Source organism: Pseudomonas sp. AK106 (assembly GCF_053903055.1).
The window spans coordinates 5,031,960-5,053,879 of sequence record NZ_CP096426.1; the positions used below are offsets into that span (position 1 = coordinate 5,031,960).

At 61.4% G+C, this 21,920-nt stretch carries 18 protein-coding genes and 2 pseudogenes; 7 read left to right on the plus strand and 13 right to left on the minus strand.

Features of this window, described 5'->3' with window-relative positions; all coding sequences use genetic code 11:
• Positions 1-94: 94 nt before the first annotated feature.
• Complete coding sequence (orn, locus tag M1E04_RS22145) at positions 95-631, minus strand: oligoribonuclease (protein WP_065987811.1); 537 nt, start codon at positions 629-631, stop codon at positions 95-97.
• Between the two features lie 113 nt (positions 632-744).
• On the opposite strand from orn, the gene rsgA reads away from it, so the two are divergent.
• On the plus strand, positions 745-1,776 hold the full coding sequence (rsgA, locus tag M1E04_RS22150) for a small ribosomal subunit biogenesis GTPase RsgA (protein WP_192171099.1): 1,032 nt from the start codon (positions 745-747) through the stop codon (positions 1,774-1,776).
• A gap of 134 nt (positions 1,777-1,910) precedes the next feature.
• Here the strand turns inward: rsgA and motB are convergent, their stop codons facing one another.
• Both motB and motA read right to left on the minus strand, forming a co-directional pair.
• Positions 1,911-2,966 (minus strand): flagellar motor protein MotB, encoded by a 1,056-nt coding sequence (gene motB / locus M1E04_RS22155; RefSeq protein WP_065987813.1) that lies wholly within the window; start codon positions 2,964-2,966, stop codon positions 1,911-1,913.
• A 3-nt stretch (positions 2,967-2,969) separates the two neighbouring features.
• Positions 2,970-3,821 carry a flagellar motor stator protein MotA gene (gene motA / locus M1E04_RS22160; protein ID WP_037015764.1) on the minus strand — a complete coding sequence of 284 codons (852 nt, stop codon included), beginning with the start codon at positions 3,819-3,821 and terminating at the stop codon, positions 2,970-2,972.
• Between the two features lie 211 nt (positions 3,822-4,032).
• Between motA and M1E04_RS22165 the strand changes: the two genes are divergently transcribed.
• From M1E04_RS22165 to M1E04_RS22180, 4 genes are all read left to right on the plus strand, one after another.
• Complete coding sequence (locus tag M1E04_RS22165; protein WP_456292049.1) at positions 4,033-5,568, plus strand: HDOD domain-containing protein; 1,536 nt, start codon at positions 4,033-4,035, stop codon at positions 5,566-5,568.
• Between the two features lie 46 nt (positions 5,569-5,614).
• A complete protein-coding gene (locus M1E04_RS22170) occupies positions 5,615-6,430 on the plus strand; it encodes a rhodanese-like domain-containing protein (RefSeq protein ID WP_296315038.1) in 816 nt (271 codons plus the stop codon).
• A 53-nt stretch (positions 6,431-6,483) separates the two neighbouring features.
• Positions 6,484-7,353: an archaetidylserine decarboxylase gene (gene asd, locus M1E04_RS22175; RefSeq protein WP_456293228.1), complete on the plus strand. Its 870-nt coding sequence runs from the start codon at positions 6,484-6,486 to the stop codon at positions 7,351-7,353.
• Positions 7,354-7,637: 284 nt separating this feature from the next.
• Positions 7,638-9,422, plus strand: coding sequence for a molecular chaperone (locus M1E04_RS22180; RefSeq protein WP_369319092.1), 1,785 nt, complete (start codon positions 7,638-7,640; stop codon positions 9,420-9,422).
• 43 nt (positions 9,423-9,465) lie between these two features.
• On the opposite strand, the gene serB is transcribed toward M1E04_RS22180, so the two are convergent.
• On the minus strand, positions 9,466-10,683 hold the full coding sequence (serB, locus tag M1E04_RS22185) for a phosphoserine phosphatase SerB (protein ID WP_065987818.1): 1,218 nt from the start codon (positions 10,681-10,683) through the stop codon (positions 9,466-9,468).
• A 130-nt stretch (positions 10,684-10,813) separates the two neighbouring features.
• Here serB and M1E04_RS22190 point away from each other — a divergent pair.
• Positions 10,814-11,536, plus strand: a pseudogene (locus M1E04_RS22190) (AhpA/YtjB family protein); the annotation flags it as partial.
• 102 nt (positions 11,537-11,638) lie between these two features.
• A pseudogene (locus tag M1E04_RS22195) lies at positions 11,639-12,343 on the plus strand (histidine kinase); the annotation flags it as partial.
• A gap of 54 nt (positions 12,344-12,397) precedes the next feature.
• On the opposite strand, the gene M1E04_RS22200 reads toward M1E04_RS22195, so the two are convergent.
• From M1E04_RS22200 to M1E04_RS22240, 9 genes are all read right to left on the minus strand, one after another.
• Positions 12,398-13,105 carry a PqiC family protein gene (locus M1E04_RS22200; protein ID WP_065987883.1) on the minus strand — a complete coding sequence of 236 codons (708 nt, stop codon included), beginning with the start codon at positions 13,103-13,105 and terminating at the stop codon, positions 12,398-12,400.
• Positions 13,106-13,285: 180 nt separating this feature from the next.
• Positions 13,286-15,553: a DNA topoisomerase IV subunit A gene (gene parC, locus M1E04_RS22205; RefSeq protein WP_296310611.1), complete on the minus strand. Its 2,268-nt coding sequence runs from the start codon at positions 15,551-15,553 to the stop codon at positions 13,286-13,288.
• 10 nt (positions 15,554-15,563) lie between these two features.
• On the minus strand, positions 15,564-16,046 hold the full coding sequence (locus M1E04_RS22210) for a retropepsin-like aspartic protease family protein (protein ID WP_296310613.1): 483 nt from the start codon (positions 16,044-16,046) through the stop codon (positions 15,564-15,566).
• 35 nt (positions 16,047-16,081) lie between these two features.
• A complete protein-coding gene (locus M1E04_RS22215; protein WP_296310615.1) occupies positions 16,082-17,059 on the minus strand; it encodes an esterase-like activity of phytase family protein in 978 nt (325 codons plus the stop codon).
• Positions 17,059-18,963 (minus strand): DNA topoisomerase IV subunit B, encoded by a 1,905-nt coding sequence (parE, locus tag M1E04_RS22220; protein ID WP_065987823.1) that lies wholly within the window; start codon positions 18,961-18,963, stop codon positions 17,059-17,061. The genes M1E04_RS22215 and parE overlap by 1 nt, the downstream gene beginning before the upstream one ends.
• Before the next feature lie 103 nt (positions 18,964-19,066).
• On the minus strand, positions 19,067-19,684 hold the full coding sequence (locus M1E04_RS22225; protein ID WP_296310618.1) for a YqiA/YcfP family alpha/beta fold hydrolase: 618 nt from the start codon (positions 19,682-19,684) through the stop codon (positions 19,067-19,069).
• Between the two features lie 143 nt (positions 19,685-19,827).
• Complete coding sequence (cpdA, locus tag M1E04_RS22230; RefSeq protein WP_296310620.1) at positions 19,828-20,637, minus strand: 3',5'-cyclic-AMP phosphodiesterase; 810 nt, start codon at positions 20,635-20,637, stop codon at positions 19,828-19,830.
• A gap of 121 nt (positions 20,638-20,758) precedes the next feature.
• Positions 20,759-21,211 (minus strand): DUF1249 domain-containing protein, encoded by a 453-nt coding sequence (locus M1E04_RS22235; RefSeq protein ID WP_065987826.1) that lies wholly within the window; start codon positions 21,209-21,211, stop codon positions 20,759-20,761.
• Positions 21,202-21,819, minus strand: coding sequence for an NUDIX domain-containing protein (locus tag M1E04_RS22240; RefSeq protein ID WP_065987827.1), 618 nt, complete (start codon positions 21,817-21,819; stop codon positions 21,202-21,204). The genes M1E04_RS22235 and M1E04_RS22240 overlap by 10 nt, the downstream gene beginning before the upstream one ends.
• Positions 21,820-21,920: the final 101 nt, after the last annotated feature.

Consider the following 21,920-nt stretch of genomic DNA (forward strand, 5'->3'; position numbering starts at 1 on the left):
GGCGCAGTCTAACCACTCGATCGGGGCACCAAAAGAGAGCGTTTGGTTTAGCGCTCTCTCCAGACGACTGCGATTGGCCGTCGGCGCCCTGCTATCACGACTTGATGAAGTGCTCGCGGTAGAAACGCAGCTCGGCGATCGACTCACGGATATCGTCCAGCGCAAGGTGCGTGCTGCCCTTCTTGAACTTGAGGTCAGGGGACCAGCGTGCAGCCAGTTCCTTGAGGGTCGAGACGTCGAGGTTGCGGTAGTGGAAATAGTTTTCCAGCGTCGGCATGCGCTTGTACAGGAAGCGACGGTCCTGGCAGATGCTGTTGCCGCAGATGGGCGAGCTGCGTTCTGGCACCCACTGCTTGATGAACTCAAGCGTCATGGCCTCGGCTTCGTCGTTGGAGATTTTGCTTTCGCGCACGCGCTGGGTCAGGCCGGAACCGCCGTGCTGGCGGGTGTTCCATTCGTCCATGCCGTTCAGCAGCTCATCGCTCTGATGCACCGCGATGACCGGGCCTTCGGCCAGGGTGTTGAGCTCGCTGTCAGTGATGATGGTTGCCATCTCGATGATGACGTCGTTATCAGGGTCCAGACCGGTCATTTCCAGGTCGATCCAGATAAGATTCTGTTTGTTCTGCATATGTCGGCTCCTCAGCGTTGGCGCGCAGTTTAGCCCACCCGGGCGTGCTAGACTCGCCCGCGCTTTATCAAATCAGCACCTTTATGCGTCTTCAAACGGAACACTGAACACCCATGGCCAAACGCCAACTCAACCGCCGCCAGAACTGGCGCATCGAAAAGATTCAGGGCGAACGCGCCGCGCGTGCCGCCAAACGTGAATCAACCGCTCTCGAAACGCTGGAAGGCGGCGATCTCGGTCCCGAGCAAACGGGCCTTGTCATCGCGCACTTTGGCGTGCAGGTAGAAGTCGAAGCGCAGGAAGGCGAGCTGCAGGGTCAGGTTTTCCGCTGCCACTTGCGCGCCAACCTGCCGGCGCTGGTCACCGGCGACCGTGTCGTGTGGCGCGCGGGCAATCAGGGCATCGGCGTGATCGTTGCGCAACTGCCCCGCGATACAGAACTGAGCCGCCCGGACAGCCGGGGCCAGCTCAAGCCGGTCGCCGCCAACGTTGACCTGATCGTCATCGTGTTCGCACCGATGCCCGAACCCCATGCCAATCTGATCGATCGTTACCTGGTGGCTGCCGAGCACGCGGGGATTCGCCCGCTGTTGCTGTTGAACAAGTTTGACTTGATCGACGATCAGAACGCCCCGGCGCTCAATGCGCTGCTGGCCGTTTATCGCACGCTGGGTTACCCGGTGCTGGAAGTGTCGGCCCACCACGGCGACGGCATGCAGCAATTGCAGGACCAGCTGGATGGCCACATCAGTGTGTTCGTCGGCCAGTCTGGCGTCGGCAAATCCTCGCTGGTCAACAGCCTGCTGCCGGAAGTCGGCACCCGCGTCGGGCCGTTGTCGGAGTATTCGGGCCAAGGCACGCACACCACGACCACCGCGCGCCTGTTCCACTTCCCGCGCGGCGGCGACCTGATCGACTCACCGGGCATTCGTGAATTCGGCCTGGGCCACGTCAGCCGTGCCGACGTCGAAGCGGGCTTCATCGAGTTCAACGATCTGCTCGGCCGATGCCGCTTCCGCGACTGCAAACACGACCGCGAACCCGGTTGTGCGTTGTTGCAGGGCCTTGCAGACGGCCGCGTGCAGCAACAGCGCATGAACAGCTATCGCTCGATCATCGCCAGCTTGCCGGAAAGCAGTTATTGATTCAGCGGTAGTGGTCAATTCGATTTAGGCCTTCACGGCTGAAGCCGGTCCTACTGACTGCGATCCCAGCGCTTGAACTGCGCAAACAAAAACGCCGCGATCATCGCGGCGTTTTTGCGTCTGCTACACAGGCATCAGTTCTTGGTTTCGTCGATCTTAAGCTGGCCCTGATCGAAGATGTTCAGCTTCTGCCGAATCTCGTGGGGTTGGGCATAAGCCTGGGGATCAACTGCCGGTGTGGAAATTGACGCCCCCGGCTGATTGGCCGGTGCGGTAGCGCCAGGTGCCGGCAATGGCGCAGCGGCTCCAGGCGCATCCGGGGTTTGCGGTGCTTCGCCTGAATTCTGCGCGCCTTCGATCCGCTGCTGCGCTTTCTTGGTCATCACCACAATGTCGATGCGACGGTTGATCGGATTTTGCGGGTGCTCTTTGTCGTACAGTGCCGAAGACGCATAACCCACCACGCGCGCCACCTGCTGATCCGGATACCCACCCGCGAGCAGCGCACGACGAGCAGCGTTCGCTCGACCGGACGACAGCTCCCAGTTGCCGAAGCCGTTGTTGCCGACAAAAGGGGTCGCGTCGGTGTGACCACTGATGCTGACTTTGTTCGGCACTGCTTTGATGGTGTCGGCCATCGCCAGCAAGATGTCTTCGAAATACGGTTTGAGCTTCGCACTGCCGATGTCGAACATCGGGCGGTTTTCGGCGTCCGTGATCTGGATACGCAAGCCGTCCTGGGTGATCTCGAACAGAATCTGGTCCTTGAACTTCGCCAGTTGCGGATTCTCGTTGATCTTGTTCTGCAACTCTTGCAGCAACATTTCCAGACGGTCCTGCTCGACCTGCTCGGCGGCGGCGTCCTGCTGATCCGCGTCGACCGGCACACGATCCGGCGAAGGCGTGGATTGCACCTCCGGGTTCAGCGTCTGGTCCGGGGACATTTCCGGCGAACCGCCCAGGTCAATGACGTAGGGCGAGCCGCTGTCGGAAAACCCGACCGGGTCCTTGAAGTAACCGGCGATGGCGAGCAGTTGCTCCGGCGTGGCAGACGACATCAGCCACAGCACCAGGAAGAACGCCATCATCGCCGTCGCGAAGTCGGCAAATGCGATTTTCCAGGCGCCGCCGTGATGCCCTCCGCCATAGCGCTTGACGCGCTTTATGATGATCGGCTGATTATTTTCCATGGATCAACGACCGCGGACAGCTTGTTCCAGCTCGCTGAAGCTGGGGCGATGGGCCGGATACAGAACCTTGCGACCGAACTCTACGGCCAGCGAAGGCGGCACGCCGGACGCGGACGCTACGAGGGAAGCTTTGATCGATTCATAGACGTTCATTTCTTCCTTGGCATCGTGGGCCAGGGAAGTGGCCAACGGGCCGAAGAAACCGTACGCCGCGAGAATACCGAAGAAGGTACCGACCAGCGCCGCGCCGACGTGCATGCCGATCGCCGCTTTGTCGCCGGAGCCCAGGGAGGCCATGGTCACCACGATACCCAGTACCGCAGCAACGATACCGAAACCTGGCATGGCATCGGCGACACCGGTCACGGCGTGGGAAGGATGCTCGAGCTCTTCTTTCATGCTCAGCAATTCCATGTCGAACAAGCCTTCCAACTCGTGGGGCGCCATGTTGCCGGAAGACATGATGCGCAGGTAATCGCAGATGAAAGCGATCATGCGGGTGTCTTTGAGCACGCCAGGGTATTTGGCGAAAATCGGGCTGTTCTCGGGCTCCTCGATGTCGCCTTCGATGGCCATCATGCCTTCGCGACGGCTCTTGTTGAGGATCTCGTAGACCAGGCCCAGCACTTCGAGGTAATAGCCATGGGTGAACCGGGTGCTGAACATCTTCAAGGACTTCTTGATGACCAGCATGGTCATATAGCCCGGGTTGGCTTGCAGGAATGCACCCAGCGCCGCACCGCCGATGATCATGACCTCGAAAGGCTGGATCAACGCTGCGATCTGACCGTGGGACAGTACGTATCCGCCGAGAACGCTCGCGAAAACGACGATGATGCCGATAATTTTTGCCATAGGTAGAAAATACTTACTGAGTCGGGTTCATGGTCATTGTGCGAGAAGCGCTTGAAACTCTTGTCCTGCTTATCGGCATGAATGCGCCAGACTATAGTCAGATCACAGGAAAATGCTGACCGGTGCGTCGCAACGGACGTTGCGCCACGAGGGCCAGCATGATGCCAGTATCCGACATCGATCTAACCTCCCAGCCGTACGGGTGTTGTGAATGCAATCAGATAAAGCTTCTTCGCTACCTGTCCCGCGCACCCTGGATCAATGGATAAAACAACTCGACGGCATCGCCCTGCCGGTGCCCGGGGTGGCGCATCAGCGCGTGCAGGCAGCATTGACCGACAGCCGCCGCTCGCTGCGCGATATTGCCGATCTCATGCAGGACAGCCCGGCGCTGGTGCTCAACGTTTTGCGTGACGCCAACCTGCACAGCCCCGCCACCGCCCAGCCTGCGGAGAGCCTTGAAGTCGCCATCAACCGATTGGGCCTGGCGCGCACCGAAGCGCTGTTGGCGCGACTGCCCAGTGTCGATGCACGGGATATCCCGGTGGCGCTCCGTCAGCTACAGCTGATCAGTCAGCACGCCATGCAGCAGGCTTACGGCCTGTTCGCCAATCAACTGGCGCGGCTGTGGCAAGACATCCATCTGGGCAGCCTGCTGTTTCTGTCGCCGCTCTGGCCGATGGCGCTGGCGCATCCCAAGCTGCTGGAAGAGTGGGAGTTGCGGGTTATCCACAAAGGAGAGTGCGCGAAGGCTGTGGAAAACGCTCTGTTTGGCGTGCGCTTGGTGCATCTGTGTCAGGCCCTGGCACAGCACTGGCGCCTGCCGATCTGGGTGACCCAGGGCTACGCACTGCTGACCTCCCAGCAACGCAATCTGGTGAGAGTGCTGCGCATCGCCCACAGCAACGACGACCCGGTCAAGCAGCAACAGCAACTCGACGCCGACTTGCCGCTGCGCCGCTGGCTCAACCAGCCTGCCAATACCATCCTGCTGGCCAACGGTCTTGCGCTGTCGGCGCACCAGGCTTGGGACACGCCGCACAACCTGCGCTGGCAGCTGCTGACCAGCCTGTATCTGCAGCAGCCACTGGATGATCTCCAGCAGCAGGTTCACCAGAGCGCGGCCGCCAGCGCTCGCCAGCATTCCGGCCCGGATATGTGGCACCCCGCGCAGGCGTTGCTCTGGCCGTGGCATGCGCGAAGGATACATAAAGGCTTGCTGCCCGCCCCGCCACCCTCGCCCGACGCCCTGCAACTGTGGCGCAAGCATTGCGCGGATCTGTTGAAAGAGCCCGGCATTTTCATCAACGCGATACACCTGACCACCTGCGCCCGGGACGCTCTGGTAGCGGCGGGCATGCAGCGGGTGGTGTTGCTGATGACCGATCGCAAGACCGACAGCCTGCGTGTGCATCAGATTGCGGGTGTGGACAAGTCGGCCGCGGCGTTGCTGGTGCCTTACAAAGACAGCACCGTGCTGCAACGCCTGCTCGCCCAGCCCACGCAATTACGCCTGACGCCGGCCAACAACGCTCAGTTTTCGGCGCTGCTGCCGCCACAACTGCGCAATTTGTTCAGCGGCGAGAACCTGCTGATCCGCTCACTGGCCAGCAACGGACGCGTGGTGATGATGGTGATGGCCGATCAGGGCGGTGGCCCGTTTTCCGAGATGTCCGTCCAGGCTTTCGGAAAAACCGGTCAGTGCATCGAGAAAGCGCTTACTGCCTTTAGCCATCGCAATGGCTGACGGCTGAGCTACAATTCGCAACCTTTTCGCGATCCGGAGACGCTAGATGTCTGCCTTTTCAAGCTTGCCGCTGGTCATCGAGCCCGCAGACCTGCAAGCACGCCTCAGCGCGCCAGAGCTCATTCTGGTCGACCTGACCAGCCCGGCCCGCTACGAGGCCGGCCACCTTCCCGGCGCGCGATTCGTCGATCCGAAGCGTACGCAACTGGGCCTGCCGCCAGCGCCGGGGCTGCTGCCCTCGCACACGCAACTGGAAGCGCTGTTCGGCGAACTGGGCCACAACCCCGACGCGGTATACGTGGTGTATGACGACGAAGGCGGCGGCTGGGCCGGCCGGTTCATCTGGCTGCTCGACGTCATCGGACACAAAAAGTATCACTATATCGACGGTGGCCTGCTCGCCTGGCAAGCCGAAGGCCTGCCGCTGTCGACTGAGGTGCCGAAAGCCGTTGGCGGTCCGGTTTCGCTGACTCTGCACGACGAGCCCACGGCCACCCGCGAATACCTGCAAAGCCGCCTGGGCGCTGCTGACCTGGCGATCTGGGACGCGCGCGCGCCGACCGAGTACTCCGGCGAAAAAGTCGTCGCTGCGAAGGGAGGTCACATTCCCGGCGCCGTGAACTTCGAATGGACCGCCGGCATGGATCAGGCGCGCCACCTGCGCATCCGCAAGGACATGCCGAAGATCCTTGAAGACTTGGGCATCACTCCGGAGAAAGAAATCATTACCCACTGCCAGACCCATCATCGCTCGGGCTTCACCTATCTGGTGGCCAAGGCGCTGGGTTACCCGAGGGTCAAGGGCTACGCCGGCTCCTGGGGCGAATGGGGCAACCACCCGGACACCCCGGTCGAGACTTGAAATCGGCCCGACAGGGCGTCGATCCGCATTCCCCTCTTTCAACGTTTTTAGGAATCTTGATGAAACAGCGTCTGTTTATCCTTTTCCAGTATCTGCTTCCCCACCATCTGCTGTCGCAACTGGCAGGCTGTGTGGCCGAATGCCGCGTGCGCTGGTTCAAAAATGCCTTCACTCAATGGTTCGCGCGCCGCTATCAGGTCGACATGTCCCAGGCTCAGGTCGAGGACATCACCGGGTACGCGCACTTCAATGACTTCTTCACCCGCGCCCTCAAGCCGGGCGCGCGTCCACTGGACCCAGCCCCGGGCGCGATTCTTTCCCCTGCCGACGGCGCGGTCAGTCAACTGGGCCCAATCGAACACGGCCGGATTTTCCAGGCCAAAGGCCACAGCTACAGCGTGCTTGAACTGTTGGGCGGCGATGCGCGCCTGTCCGCGCCGTTCATGGGTGGCGAGTTCGCGACCGTTTACCTGTCGCCGAAGGACTATCACCGCGTTCACATGCCGCTCGCCGGCACCCTGCGCGAAATGGTTTACGTACCGGGCCGGCTGTTCTCGGTGAACCAGACCACGGCGGAAAACGTGCCGGAGCTGTTCGCCCGTAACGAGCGCGTTGTTTGCCTCTTCGATACCGAGCGCGGTCCGATGGCCGTCGTGCTGGTGGGCGCCATGATCGTCGCCTCGATCGAAACCGTCTGGGCAGGTCTGGTGACGCCGCCCAAGCGCGAGCTCAAGACTTTCCGTTACGACGAAGCCGCGCGCGCCCCCATTCATCTGGAAAAAGGCGCCGAGCTGGGTCGGTTCAAGCTGGGCTCCACGGCCATCGTGCTGTTTGGCCCAAATCAGGTGAAATGGTCCGAACTGCTGGCGGCCGGTTCGCCGGTGCAAATGGGTCAGGGCCTCGCTTTGCAATTGCAGGCCTGATTCTTGCGTAATCTAGTCCCCTGAGAGCGTGATGCTGTTTTTCTGGCGCTAACGGCACCAAGGCGTCGCGCAGCATTACGCTTCGTCAGGGATGGTTGAGCCAGGCCGCATGACCCTGGGCCCAGGCTGCGACGTTGCAGGATGCTGCTAGAGTCCAGTTGTCAGCGCTGTAGGAAACGTCGCTGTCAATGGACGTAAACGTGCTCTTTTCGCCCGGCGAGGGTGCTTGCCCCGGAGTTGGACGCCGCCGTTCAGGCCTGTAGTTGTCGGAGTTTGCCTGTCACATGAGTAATTTAAGTCTCCCACTGTTGTTGCGCGCACCTGTGCCGACGCAGTCGAGCCTGTCGTTCTGTGACGCGACGCCCAAAGACATGAAGCGCTGGATCGCCACCCTGCCCAAGGCCAATCTCGGCGAAATGGCGCGCCAGCTCTATCAGGGGCTGGGCGAGCTGAACCAGTTGCTCACCCCAAGCGACAACCGCATGCAGCTCCTCGAATTGCTTCGCCCGGAAGTCTTTTTCGTGTGCAAGCATCTGGAGCGTCACTTCCTGAACCAGTCGGTTGTTCTCGAAGAGCGTCCGCGCAAGGTTGCCAACCTGTGCCAGGCCCTGCAAAACCACTTGGCCATTGGTTACAAACAGATCATCGCGCGGGTCGCGGTCAAGCTCGGAAAAGACCGCATCGGCCTGCTGACCACCGCCCTTCAGCGTGCGCTCAGCTGCCTGAACGGCCCGCTTATCCGCGCCAACCAACTTTACTGCCCGGTGCAGGACGGCTTGTGGCTGGAGATGCATCAGATTTATCAGATCGCCCGCCAGCATCAATTGCAGAACGTGCCGGTTGCCGACAGCCTCGCCCACAACACTCAGGCGATGAGCGTTGAACAGACATACATCGTTGCGCTGCTGATGGGGTGTTCGCGCTGCAATCAGATGCGCCAGCACAACATCGGCAAACTCGCCGAAGCGCTGGATGCGTGGAGCGCGATGGTCACCCTGCAGCAGCCGCTGGACAGCAACAGCCTGTACGCGGTGTCTCCAGGTACGGACACAGCGCCACGCTATGCCGCGCTGTACGATGAAGATCAGCGGCCAAATTTGCTCGGCATCGACCCCCGTGGTTTGTCGGCTGCCCTGGAGCGCTACACCGAAACACCGGTTGAAGAACGTTCGAAGTCAGCCCTGAAAGTGCCGGCGGGTTTGTCCATCGACGTCCTGCAGCACCTGGCAGCCGCGTGGGGCGACGTGTCGGAACGTGCGTTTCAGCGCACCCCGGGGCAAGGCACCCTGACCGTCTGCGTGGGCATGAGCGCTCTGCATTATTATGTCGGCGGTCAGCAGTCCTTCAGCGACCTGCTGCAAATGTCGACGCTGTCCAGAGTCGTCGACTACACGCTGCAGCCTTTGAAGCCGGTCAAGCATGATCCGTGGGCGCAGACTGCAGACGCGCAACGCGATGGCACCTCGAACAGCATGCTGCCGTTCGAGGAAATCGAATACAAACGTGACGACGCTGAAACCAATGCGGCGTCCGACGGGCAAAAGAGCTTCCCCACATACGCGCTGCACATTGTCAATCACAGCCCGGGCGGCTACTGCCTGGCCTGGCCGAAAGAAGTGCCGGACCAGTTGCAGGCCGGCGAGATGATTGGCATCCAGGACCACGGTCACGGCTGGAGCATCGCAGTGGTGCGCTGGGTGCGGCAGGTCCGCGGCGGCGGCATGCAGATGGGCGTCGAACTGATCGCGCCCTTTGCCCAGGCATGCGGCATGCAGCTCACGCGCGCCGAACAGAGCAGTCAGTTTCTGCGCGCCCTGCTGCTGCCGGAAGTTCGTGCGATTGACGTACCCGCGACGGTCATCGCTCCGCGCCTGCCGTTCGAGGACGGTTCCAAGGTGCTGATCAATACCAGCGGCGAACAGCGACGCGCGAGCCTGAGCAATCGTCGGGCGACGACGGGCAGCTACAACCAGTTTGAATATCAGATTATTGAAGGACCGAAAAAGGCTGCGACGCCAGACGACGACGGCCCGGAGCAGGAATTCGACTCGCTGTGGACAGTGCTCTGAGCCATTGAGGCATCCGTTGCAGATGCCTCAACGTCCATGCGTGTTAAGCGCTGCGCCCTTCCCGGTCGCGGAACCCCAGCAAATACAGTACGCCATCCAGACCCAGCGTCGAGATGGCCTGCTTCGCCGACTGCTTGACCAGCGGTTTGGCGCGGAACGCCACACCCAGGCCGGCGATGGCTAGCATCGGCAGGTCGTTGGCGCCGTCGCCCACTGCAATGGTCTGCTCCAGACTCAACCCTTCCTTGCTGGCGAGTTCGCGCAGCAGATCGGCCTTGCGTTGGGCGTCGACGATTGGCTCGATCGCGTTACCCGTGCACTTGCCGTCCACCACTTCCAGCTCGTTGGCGAAGATGTAGTCAATGCCCAGTTTGGCCTGCAGCTGACGCGCAAAATACGTAAAGCCGCCCGACAGGATCGCCGTCTTGTAGCCCAGCCGCTTGAGTTCGGCAAACAGCGTTTCGGCGCCTTCCGTCAAACGCAGCGAAGCGCCGATCTCATCCAGCACCTTCACATCCAGACCTTGAAGCAGCGCAAGCCGCTCTTTGAAGCTGGCGCGGAAGTCCAGTTCGCCACGCATGGCGCGCTCGGTGATCTCCGACACGCGCTCGCCGACGCCGTGGGCTTTGGCCAATTCGTCGATGACCTCGGCTTCGATCAGCGTGGAGTCCATGTCGAACACCGCCAGACGACGGTTGCGGCGGAACAGTGAGTCCTGCTGGAACGCGATATCGACGTTCAGCTCTTGGGCAACATGGAGGAATTCAGCCTGCATCTGCTGAGGATCGACCGGCTCGCCGCGCACGGAAAACTCGATGCAGCCTTTACTCTTCTCGGTGGGCATGTCGAGCGGCATGCGCCCGGAAAGGCGATCGATGCGGTCGATGTTCAAGCCATATTTGGCAGTGATCGCACTCACCGTTTGCAACTGCTCGGCGGTGACCTTGCGCGTCAACAGCGTCACGATGTGCCGCGCCTTGCCCTGTCCGTCGACCCAGTGCTGATAGTCAGCTTCGGACACGTCAGTGAAACGCACGTGCTGCCCCAACTGGTCGACTGTCGCCTGCACGTTCTGGCGCACGGCCGCGCCTGCTTCTGTGTCGGGAATCTCGACCAGAAGGCCGAACGACAGCGCGTCGTGAATCACCGCCTGACCGATGTCGAGAATGTTCACGCCGCCTTGGGCCAGCACACCGGTGATGGCCGCAGTGAGGCCCGGACGGTCTTCACCGGTGATGTTTATCAGGACGATTTCGCGCAAGGCGCACCCCCGCAGTTGAAAAAAACCGCATTCTACGCACTTTCAGTGACCGCCGGGCACAGCCAGCGCTTTGCCGCCACAGGGTCGCTCGCTATACTGCGCCCCAACTTCACCAAGAGAGCCGTGCTCAGTGAACCGGCCCACGCCTGTAAAAACCGATAATTTCTTCGTGCTAATCTTCCGGGCATTGCGTCATCGACGTGTACCGATTGCTTTGCGTATCGCCAGCCACAACGTGATCCTCGTCGCGCTGGCTCTGGTGATCTACGCCTGCGTCATGGGTTTGCAATTCAAGCAAGCCATGCACGAGCAGGCTGACGCACTGGGGCAAGCCCTGACCACGCAGACCGCCACGTCCGCCACCGAACTGCTGGTGTCCAACGACATCCTCAGCCTCAATGTGCTGCTGGGCAACCTGGTGAAAAACCCGCTGGTGGCCCACGCGGCTATTTATAGCCCCGACAACCGCATTCTTGCCGAAGCCGGACAGCGTCCGAAAAACGGCTTGCTGGGCGAGGCTGAAGGTCTCTACGAGATCAAGATCACCTTTCAGGACGTGGTCGCCGGCACGCTGCGCATCAGCCTGGACATGGCCCAGTTCCAACAGCCGCTGACCATCAGCTTGCAGAGCATGGCGATTCTGGCCGGTATCCTGCTGGCACTCGCGTTGGCCTTGAGCCTGCGCCTTGGGCGGCATATTTCCACGCCAATGCTGCAACTGCGCATGTGGTTGCGCTACATCGATCCGTACACGCCGGCCACTGATCGTCAGGATGAGATCGGCGATCTGGCGCGTCAGTTGAAGACTTCGTACGCGCCGCCAGAACCGGAACCGGCGCCCATTCCCGAGCCTGCACAGGTCGAGGACGAGGAAGACGCTTCGCCGGAGTTCGACAGCAGCGACCTGAGCGACCCTGACTTCGACGACACACCCAAACCCCGCGCCACAGTGATTCCGGCACGACGTATCGCTGCCGAGGAAGATGAAGAAGATGAGGAGGATCCGTTTGCGGACCTTCGTGATCACTCTCCCGCCACGCCAAAACCCGCCTCGCGTCCGATCCTTCCGGTCGTGCCGTCGCAACCGCAATACAGCGCCGTGCTGGCGGTACAGCTGGGTTCACAGGAGCAGTTGCGCCGTCTGCCGCGAACGCGCCTGACCGAGCTGCTCGAGCGCTACCGAGACTGCATCGATCAGGCCGCTTCGCTCTACGACAGCGAGCTGCACACCCTGAACGACGGCAGTTCGCTGATGGTTTTCAGCACCCAGGACAGCGGCGATGACTACCTGACCAATGCGATCTGCTGCGGCGAGTTGCTGCGTGCGTTGAGCCATGCGTTGCAGATCGAAGTCGCCGACAGCGGCATCACCCTGCAACTGCAGCTGGGCCTGACACTGGGCGAAGGCCTGCATGGCATGAACCAGATCGATCTGCTGCTGACCGAAACCGCGCAGGACGCCTTGGCGCTGTCGCAGCACAGCCGCAATTTGCTGCTGGTGGAGCGCAAGATCAGCGAAGACCCGACCATCCGCCAGCGTGCGCGTATTCGCCCGATTGCGAGCCCTGAAGGTGCCAGCTGTGTGGAGCGTCTGATGGAGCCGTATCCATCGATGCTGGAGCGCCAACTGGCGCGCATGCACGAGGCACGCAAGGCCTAAGCGTCACCCACAAAAAAGCCCGCATCGCTGCGGGCTTTTTTGTGGCCGTCACTCTCAGAAGCGGAACACTTCCAGATCAGTGCGGATGGGTGATGCCATCGGGATCTTCGGCTTGTCCTGATCAGTGCGGGTTTTCGCCGGCGCCGAGGCCTTTTTGGGCACGTCCGCCACATAGGGCTGACTCGCGATGGGCTTGACCGCGACACTCAGCTTGTCCGCCAGGCGCTGCAGCAAAATCCCTTGAGCCTTGACCTGCGCAGCTGATGAGCCTGCATGGGGCTCTTCCAGGTGAACCAGCTTGCTGTCGCGCACATTGCCGCGGCGGTCGAGCAAGCGCCACTGGGCATCCAGTACCGCCGGCTGCTTCTCGCCGGAATCCAAACGAGTGATGGACAGCACCACCTGCACATCGGGCGTGAAATTGGCCGCGGCAGGCGCCATCACTACGCGTTGGCTGTCGAGCTTCCAGGCCAACTGGCGCAGAAGCAGTTGATCGATATCGGCAGACAGGCTGCCGGCCCAGCGACCGTCGGTGGAGGCCTTGAGGCTGCCATCCGGCTGACGCTGCAGTAATGTTTCACGTTGCAGATAGTCAGCAATCGCCACAGGGCCCAGCAAGACTGCGACCCCGTTGGTGTGTTTCGGTTGCCCAGGGTCGCCGCTGTCCAGCTGATAGAGCGACGTGGGCTGATGAACGCTGCAACCGGCCAAACCCAGAACGCCGGTCAACAACAGAACACAGGGAACACGTAGAAAATTCATCATCCCGTCCAAGTGAACGCCGTGTAACGCGTCCACGCTGTTGAATACTTTGAAAACATGAAGGCATTCCGCCATAGCGGCGCCGGAGGACGTCATATCATCCGTGAATATGCGCGTTGACTCCAGCGATTCTGCGTCGCTCTCGTGACGAAACGAAGAGCGACCGCCGAACCAACCGCCTTAGCCAGCGGTTTCTACCAATAGCGCATCGACGCGCTGGAATCCCCGCGGCAGCTTGTTGCCCCGTCGTCCGCGTTCGCCTTTGTAGTGCTCCAGATCGTCGGGCTTGAGCGACAGATTGCGCTTGCCCGCCTGCAGCACCAGCGTGGCGCCGTCCGGGACGACGGCCAGGTCGGTCACAAACTCTTCCCGACTGGCAACGCGCTCGCCCGGAATGCCAATGATCTTGTTGCCTTTGCCCTTGCCCAATTGCGGCAGATCGCTGATTTTGAACACCAGCAAGCGACCTTCGGTGGTCACGGCGGCGAGCCAGTTGTGCTCACGATCCGGCACCGGACGCGGCAGGATCACCTTGGCCCCGGCCGGCAAGCTCAACAGCGCCTTGCCTGCTTTGTTCTTGGCCTGCAGGTCTTCACCCTTGACCACGAAACCGTAGCCGGCATCGGACGCAACCACGTACAGCGCGTCATCCTCGGGTAACAGCACGCATTCGAATGTCGCACCGGGCGGCGGCGTCAGACGCCCGGTCAGCGGTTCGCCTTGCCCACGGGCCGATGGCAAGGTGTGCGACGGCACCGAATAACTGCGACCCGTGGAGTCGATAAACACCGCAAACTGGTTGGAACGACCCGGCGCCAGGGCCTTGAAGCCATCCCCGGCCTTATAAGAGAGCCCGGTGGCATCGATTTCATGACCTTTGGCGGAACGAACCCAGCCTTTTTCCGACAGCACGACCGTCACTTTCTCGTTCGGCAGCAGATCGTGTTCGGTCAGGGCTTTGGCTTCGGTGCGCTCGACGATAGGCGAACGACGGTCGTCGCCATAGGTTTCGGCATCCTTGATCAGCTCGGTGCGTACCAGTTTCTTCAGCTTGGCCTCGCTGCCCAACAGGGCTTTCAGCTTGGCTTGTTCCTTGAGCAATTCATCCTGCTCGGCACGCAACTTCATTTCTTCCAGTCGCGCCAACTGACGCAAACGGGTGTCGAGAATGTAATCGGCCTGGATTTCGCTCAGGGCGAAACGCGCGATCAGCGCGGCTTTCGGGTGCTCCTCGGTGCGGATGATGTGAATCACTTCATCCAGATTGAGGTAAGCGATCAACAAACCATCCAACAGGTGCAAGCGACGCTCAACCTTGTCGAGGCGGAATTGCAGGCGACGACGCACGGTCTGTACCCGGAACTCCAACCACTCGACCAGCAATGCGCGCAGGTTTTTCAGCTGCGGCTTGCCGTCCAGGCCAATGATGTTGATGTTGACCCTGTAGCTCGACTCCAGCTCGGTGGTCGCGAACAGGTGCTGCATCAGCGCATCGTGGTCGAAGTTCTTGCGGGCGCCCGGGATGATCACGATCCGGCACGGGTTTTCGTGGTCGGATTCGTCACGCAGGTCAGCGATCTGCGGCGCTTTGGACGGTTTGGCCTGCATCATCGCCGCGATCTGCTCCAGCACCTTGGCACCGGACACCTGATGCGGCAGCGCGGTAACGATGATGTCGCCGTCTTCGATGTGGTAAACGGCGCGCATACGCACCGAGCCCTTGCCGGTTTCGTACATTTTCAGCAGGTCGGCGCGGGGCGTGATGATTTCCGCTTCGGTCGGGTAGTCCGGGCCCTGAATGTGCTCACAGAGCTGTTCGACCGTGGCTTTCGGCTCATCGAGCAACCGCACGCAGGCTGTCGCGACCTCCCGCAGGTTGTGCGGCGGTACGTCGGTGGCCATGCCGACAGCGATGCCGGTGGTGCCGTTGAGCAGAATGTTCGGCAAACGCGCCGGCAACACCAGCGGCTCGTCGAGGGTGCCGTCGAAATTCGGTCCCCAATCCGCCGTGCCCTGGCCCAATTCACTGAGCAGCACTTCGGAGTAACGGGACAGACGCGCTTCGGTGTAGCGCATGGCGGCGAACGACTTGGGATCGTCCGGCGCACCCCAGTTACCCTGGCCGTCGACGAGTGTGTAGCGATAGCTGAAGGGTTGCGCCATCAGCACCATGGCTTCGTAGCAGGCCGAGTCGCCGTGGGGGTGAAACTTGCCGAGCACGTCACCGACGGTACGCGCCGATTTTTTGTGCTTGGCGTCAGCGTCCAGGCCCAGCTCGCTCATCGCGTAGACGATGCGTCGCTGCACAGGCTTCAGGCCGTCGCCGATGTGCGGCAGCGCCCGGTCCATGATCACGTACATGGAATAGTTGAGATAGGCCTGTTCGGTGAAGTCAGCCAGCGATCGGCGTTCTACGCCATCCAGGCTGAGGTCAAGGGAGTCGCTCATGCGGGCCTCATCATTTTGTCGTCTGGCGCAGCAGCAATGTGCCGCCGCGCTGTGTGAATTCGAGTTGTTTCACGGCGCTCATGCCCAGCAGCACCTGTTCACCGTCCAGACCGGGCACCACCAGGGCGCGCACGTTGTTCAGGACGATGTCGCCAATCTGTAACCGTTGCAGCGTGGTCCGGAACGCGTCGGTGCGTCCGTTGGCCGTACTCACCTGTACGCGCTCGCCCCGCTCGAGGCGCAGCGCCTGCGCGACGTTCTCCGGCACGGCGACGTTGGTTGCGCCGGTGTCGAGCATGAACTGCACGGGACGGGTATTGATCTGCCCGGTCATGACGAAATGGCCGTCACGATTGCCCACCAGCTTCACCTCGACATAGCCGTCTCCATGCTCGGAGGCGACGATGGTATTCGGATTTTCCTGACGCTGCTCCCACTCGCCAAAAAACCGCGTCGCCAGAAACAGCGCCGCCGCCCAGGCGATGATCAGCATCAGCCGCCCGGCGCGTTTGCCGGGGGGTGACGGGGTCAAGGCTTGCCGCTCCAGCCACCCTCGGGCGCGGCAAAGCGCCAGACGACGGGACGTTTTTCGCCATCGGCGCGGACACCGAAGTTGTTGTCGGTGCCGACCCAAGCGCCTTTTTCGTCGACGATCAGCGCTTCGGTCAGGCCGTATTTCTGGTCATACAGCCGGTTTGGCTGGAGCGCCTCTTTGGCGAACGACCAGCACGTTTCCAACTGACCTGTCGTCAAGGTCCGACGGCAGATTCGGTAAGCCGCGCGCTCCAGGGTGAACAGCTTGCCCTTGTACAGCGAGACGTCGGAAAAGTCCTTGGAGACGGCCTTGCCACCCAGCTCGGGCGGCAAAATATCGTTGCCGGACTCGACTCGCAGAATGCAGCTGGCGTCACAGGCCCAGCCGTCCTTGCCGAGCTTTGCGGTCAACAGGCCGCGCTTGTCACGCTCGGCGGCGAGCCATAGTTGATCGCCTGCCGGATTGACCGCGATCCCTTCGAAGATGGCGTTGAAATGCTGCAGCATCCCGGCCGACTGCGCTTCTTCGACGACCTTCCTGGGCAGCTCCAGCCAGACCGGCGCACCGTCAACCGGCACTTTCAGCACGGCGGCGTAGGCTTCACTGACGAGGTAACGGTTGCCCGCTGCGTCGCAACTCACGCCTTCAAAATCCAGGCCGCCGCCACGGATCAGCGCCGAAGCCTTGGCCATGCCACGCAGGGTCGCAGACAGCCCGCTGTCCGGAATCGGTGGGATTTCCAGCGTCTGGGCCTTGGCTTTCCAGACCGTTGCCGAGGTGTCAAGGCTGTAAAGCAGGGTGTCGTCGCGGTCCGAAACGGTCCACAGCACGCCGTTGCAGGACGCGAGCCCGGACAGGTTGCCGCCGATCATGTCGTCCACCGGATGCTCTGACAGCAGCTTGAGCTCGGGCAATGGCGCGGCGAAAACGGGCGTGGCGATCAATAACAGCGCTGCAAACCAGCCCCGCATCAGACCAGCACCTCGGCCAGATTGCCTTTGGATTCGAGCCAGCTCTTGCGGTCGCCTGCGCGTTTCTTGGCCAGCAGCATGTCCATCATTTCCGACGTCGCCTCAAAGTCATCCAGGGTCAGCTGCACCAGTCGGCGGGTATTCGGGTCCATGGTGGTTTCGCGCAGCTGCGGCGGGTTCATTTCACCCAGGCCTTTGAATCGGGTGACCTGCGGCTTGCCGCGTTTCTTCTCAGCCACGAGCCGGTCGAGAATGCCGTCGCGCTCGGCTTCGTCCAGGGCGTAATAAATGTCTTTACCCAAGTCGATACGGTACAGCGGCGGCATGGCGACGTAGACGTGACCTGCATCCACCAGCGGGCGGAAATGCTGGACGAACAAGGCGCACAGCAGCGTGGCGATGTGCAGGCCGTCGGAGTCGGCGTCGGCGAGGATGCAGATTTTGCCGTAGCGCAGCTGGCTCATGTCCGCAGCGCCCGGATCAACCCCGATCGCCACGGCAATGTTGTGCACTTCCTGGCTGGCGAGCACTTCGCCGCCGTCGACTTCCCAAGTGTTCAGGATCTTCCCGCGCAACGGCAGGATGGCCTGAAATTCCTTGTCCCGGGCCTGTTTGGCGGAGCCGCCGGCGGAGTCACCCTCGACCAGAAACAGCTCGGAGCGCATCGGATCCTGCCCCGCGCAATCGGCCAGTTTGCCCGGCAGTGCAGGGCCTGAGGTGATGCGTTTGCGCTCGACCTTCTTGCTCGCTTTGAGACGACGACCGGCATTGTTGATCGCCAGTTCGGCCAGCTGCATTCCCATTTCCGGGTGCGCATTGAGCCACAGGCTGAAAGCATCCTTGACCACACCGGCAACAAACGCCGCCGCCTCACGGGACGACAGCCGCTCTTTGGTCTGGCCGGAGAATTGCGGCTCTTGCATCTTCATCGACAGCACGAAAGCGATGCGCTCCCAGACGTCTTCGGGTGCCAGCTTCACGCCGCGGGGCAGCAGATTACGGAACTCGCAGAAGTCACGCATCGCGTCCAGCAGGCCCTGCCGCAGGCCGTTGACGTGGGTGCCGCCCTGGGCCGTCGGAATCAGGTTGACGTAACTCTCCTGAACGCTGTCGCCGCCCTCGGGCAACCACAGCAGCGCCCAGTCGACAGCCTCTTTATTGCCTGCGAATACGCCGCAGAACGGCTCGTCGGGCAGGCGCAGAAAGTCGGACACCGAATCCTGCAGATACGAGCGCAGCCCATCCTCGTAATGCCACTCGACCTTCTCGCCAGTGCCTTTGTCCTCGAAGCTAACCAGCAGGCCCGGACACAGAACGGCCTTGGCCTTGAGCACGTGCTTGAGGCGGCTGACAGAAAATTTCGGGGTGTCGAAGTATTTGGGGTCCGGCGCGAAATACACGCTGGTGCCGGTATTTCGCTTGCCAACGGTGCCAATCACCGCCAGTTCGCTGGCTTTGTAGCCATCGGCAAAGGTCATTTCGTATTCGTTGCCATCGCGCTTGACCCGTACCCGTACCTCGGTCGAGAGCGCGTTGACCACGGAAATCCCGACGCCGTGCAGGCCGCCGGAGAACTGGTAGTTCTTGTTGGAGAACTTGCCGCCGGCGTGGAGCTTGGTGAGGATCAGCTCGACGCCCGACACGCCTTCTTCGGGGTGGATGTCCACGGGCATGCCGCGACCATCGTCGGAGACTTCCAGCGAATTGTCGGCGTGCAGAATGACCTGCACGGACCGGGCGTGGCCTGCCAGCGCTTCGTCGACGCTGTTGTCGATGACTTCCTGCGCCAGGTGGTTGGGGCGTGAGGTGTCGGTGTACATGCCCGGCCGTTTGCGGACCGGGTCGAGGCCCGAGAGGACTTCGATGGCGTCTGCGTTATAAGAGCTAGCGCTGGGATTGGCCATGGGGTCTCGTCATCAAGTCGTTCATGAAATTTCGGAGTGCTACTGTTTTACAAGAATGTTTTTACAAGACTGTTCTACACGTGTGTCGCAGCGACGGCTCAGGTCAGAGCCCGCTCAGATCGACGCCCTGCAGCAGCGCTGGAGCGAACCCGGCGAAGCTCAACAGCGCTGGCATCTTTGCGGCGAAACCCTGAAACCCGTGGTCGCCACCCGCTTCGATGCGCAATGCACAAGCCCGATAGAAACTTTGGGCGCGTCGGTAATCCAGCGTCTCGTCGCCCGTTTGCAGCCACACCTGAATACGCTGCGGGTCCTGCGGAGCAGGCACTTCCAGCTCGGCCAGCGCCTTCACGTGGTCGTGCGTCAGCTCCCAGCTCTCGCCGGTATAAAGGTTTTGTTGGGTGCCGAGAAAACCATCGAAGAGCTGATGCGGATTGACCGCCGGGTTGATCAGCACAGCCTTGAGGCCGTGGCGCTCAGCCAAGTGAGTCGCATAGTAGCCGCCGAGCGAGCTGCCGACCAGCAGCGGCCGACCGAGCTCCTCGATTGCGGCCTCCAACTGCATCAGCGCCTGACGCGGATGATGATGCAGTTCGGGCACGCGCACGTAATCGCTCAAACCCAGACGCGCCATCAGCGTCGTCAGCTGTGTGGCTTTCTGCGACCTGGCCGAGCTGTTCAGGCCGTGAATATAAAGAAGCGTCGATTGATCCTGGTTCACGCAGTTGCCTCCCAAACGGCAATCGATACATCCCGGACGGGCTGGCCTGTCGCCGCCCATCAAGGCAAAGCCACGCAGTTTACAGGGTCAACTGCGCGATGACTCACCTGTTGACGAATCGCGGCAAATTGAGGAAATGTCTTTCAGTAGCCCGCGCCGTTGATGTCGACGTCGAACAGGTCGGGCTCGATACGCGAAACACCGGTTTCGATCCGCCCGTCATCGTGCAGGCGCAACCAGCGATAGCCGGGCGCAAGGTCATCAAGACCGAAATCCACGCTGTTCGGCGCGAATTGAATGCAGGTCGATGGCGAAGCCATTAGCCGCACGCCGTCACGAAGCTGATCGAATTCCTGATGCACGTGCCCCCACAACACCGCACGCACCTGAGGAAATCGATCCAGGACCGAAAAAAGCGCCTCGGGATTGCGCAAACCGATGGGTTCCATCCATGCCGCCCCGATGGGCAGCGGATGATGATGCAGACACACCAGATGATGCCGCTCCGGCGCCTCGCTCAAGGCCTGGGCGAGCAACTGAAGCTGGCCGTCTTGCAGATAACCGGGGACGGACCCGGAAACAGCAGAATCCAGCATCGTGACCCGCCAACTGCCGACGTCGACGACCGGTTCGAGAAAGTCGCTGTTCTGCGCGGCAATCGCCATCTCCCTCAGCTCGTCGTGATTCCCCGGAATCCAGCGCGCGGGCGCATTCAGGCGCTCACTTGCCTCGCGGAATGCCTGATACGACTCAACCGTGCCGTCCTGAGACAAGTCCCCCGTCGCCAGCACCAGATCGATCGCCGGCTGCTCGATGAGGACACGCTCGACCACCGCATCGAGACTGGCGCGCGTGGGCATGCCCAGCAGCGTGCCGGCCGCTTCGGCGAACAGATGGCTGTCGGTCAATTGGACGACCAGCACGGATGAGGAATGAGAGGATGGGCTCGACAATGGCCATCTCCTTAAGCGGATGTGGCCGGATTATGGTGTGAGATCGGTGCGGCGGCAAACCTGGAAAGAGGGCCTGGTTCTCATCTGCGTGCAGAAGGTCCAGCCGATAAGTCGCGCCGTCTCAGCGTACCGCCTCAAACTCATGCCCGCACGCCAGGCAATGGCTCAGCCATTCACCCAGAAACACGTTGAGCTGAGCCTTTTCGTCAGGCTGGTGCATGTCGGCATTGGGATAGGGATAGATACCCTGGAAACGACGCGCGTGCTCGGCGCCGATGACTTCGGCCATGCGCGCGTCGTGGTAGACCTGCACTTCGAGGACGGGCACCGGCAACCACGGCAGGCTGTGTTCCTGACGGACTTGGAGCGTGGTGGTGTACGGGCAATCGAGGATGACCTCGACCGCCAGCACGCCCAGCATTTGATCGCCCTGGGTCACGGCGACCCGGCGTGAGCGCTGTTGATTGCGCATATCGGGCAGCAAACGCATCAAGCGCGCGTAGTTCGCCTCGCAGGCGGCTTGCAGCCCGGCGAGGTCAACACGATAGCGCTCGCGCAGAAGATTCACGACCATAGCCCCCTTACTTCGGCGCGGTTAAGCGCCAGCCATTGCATTGCAATAATAGTTGCGGCGTTGACGATGCGCCCGTCCCTGACGGCTTGCATCGCGTCGTCGAATGACCAGACCGAAACCCGGATGTCTTCGGCCTCTTCTACCAGCCCGTGCAGTCCACCTGCCCCCTCGCTGTCGCATTTGCCCAGGTACAGATGCACGAACTCGTTGCTGCCGCCCGGCGATGGAAAGTATTTGGTGATCGGCCAAAGGGCGTTGAACGTCAGCCCAGCTTCCTCTTGTGCCTCGCGGTGAGCAACCTCTTCGGGCTCCTCTTTTTTATCGATCAGGCCAGCGACCATTTCGATCAGCCAGGGGTTCTCATGCTTGCCAATGACGCCGACGCGGAACTGCTCGATGAGCACGACTTCATCGCGTTTGGCGTCGTAGGGCAGCACGCACACTGCATCGTGGCGAACGAACAACTCACGTTTGATTTCCGGGCCCATGCCGCCCGCGAACAATTCGTGGCGCAACTGAAGACGGTCGAGCTGGTAAAACCCTTTGAAGCAGGTCTCACGGTGTGTAATTTCGTGCTTTGTCGGTGTCGATCTGTTGCTATCCGTCATACATTTCTCACTGCTTGAGCACTGTGTCCGGGCCCATCCTAACGCGCTGTGGTGCGGGATGCAGCCCTTTGAATTCGCAAAACCGGTCACCGGGGTAGACG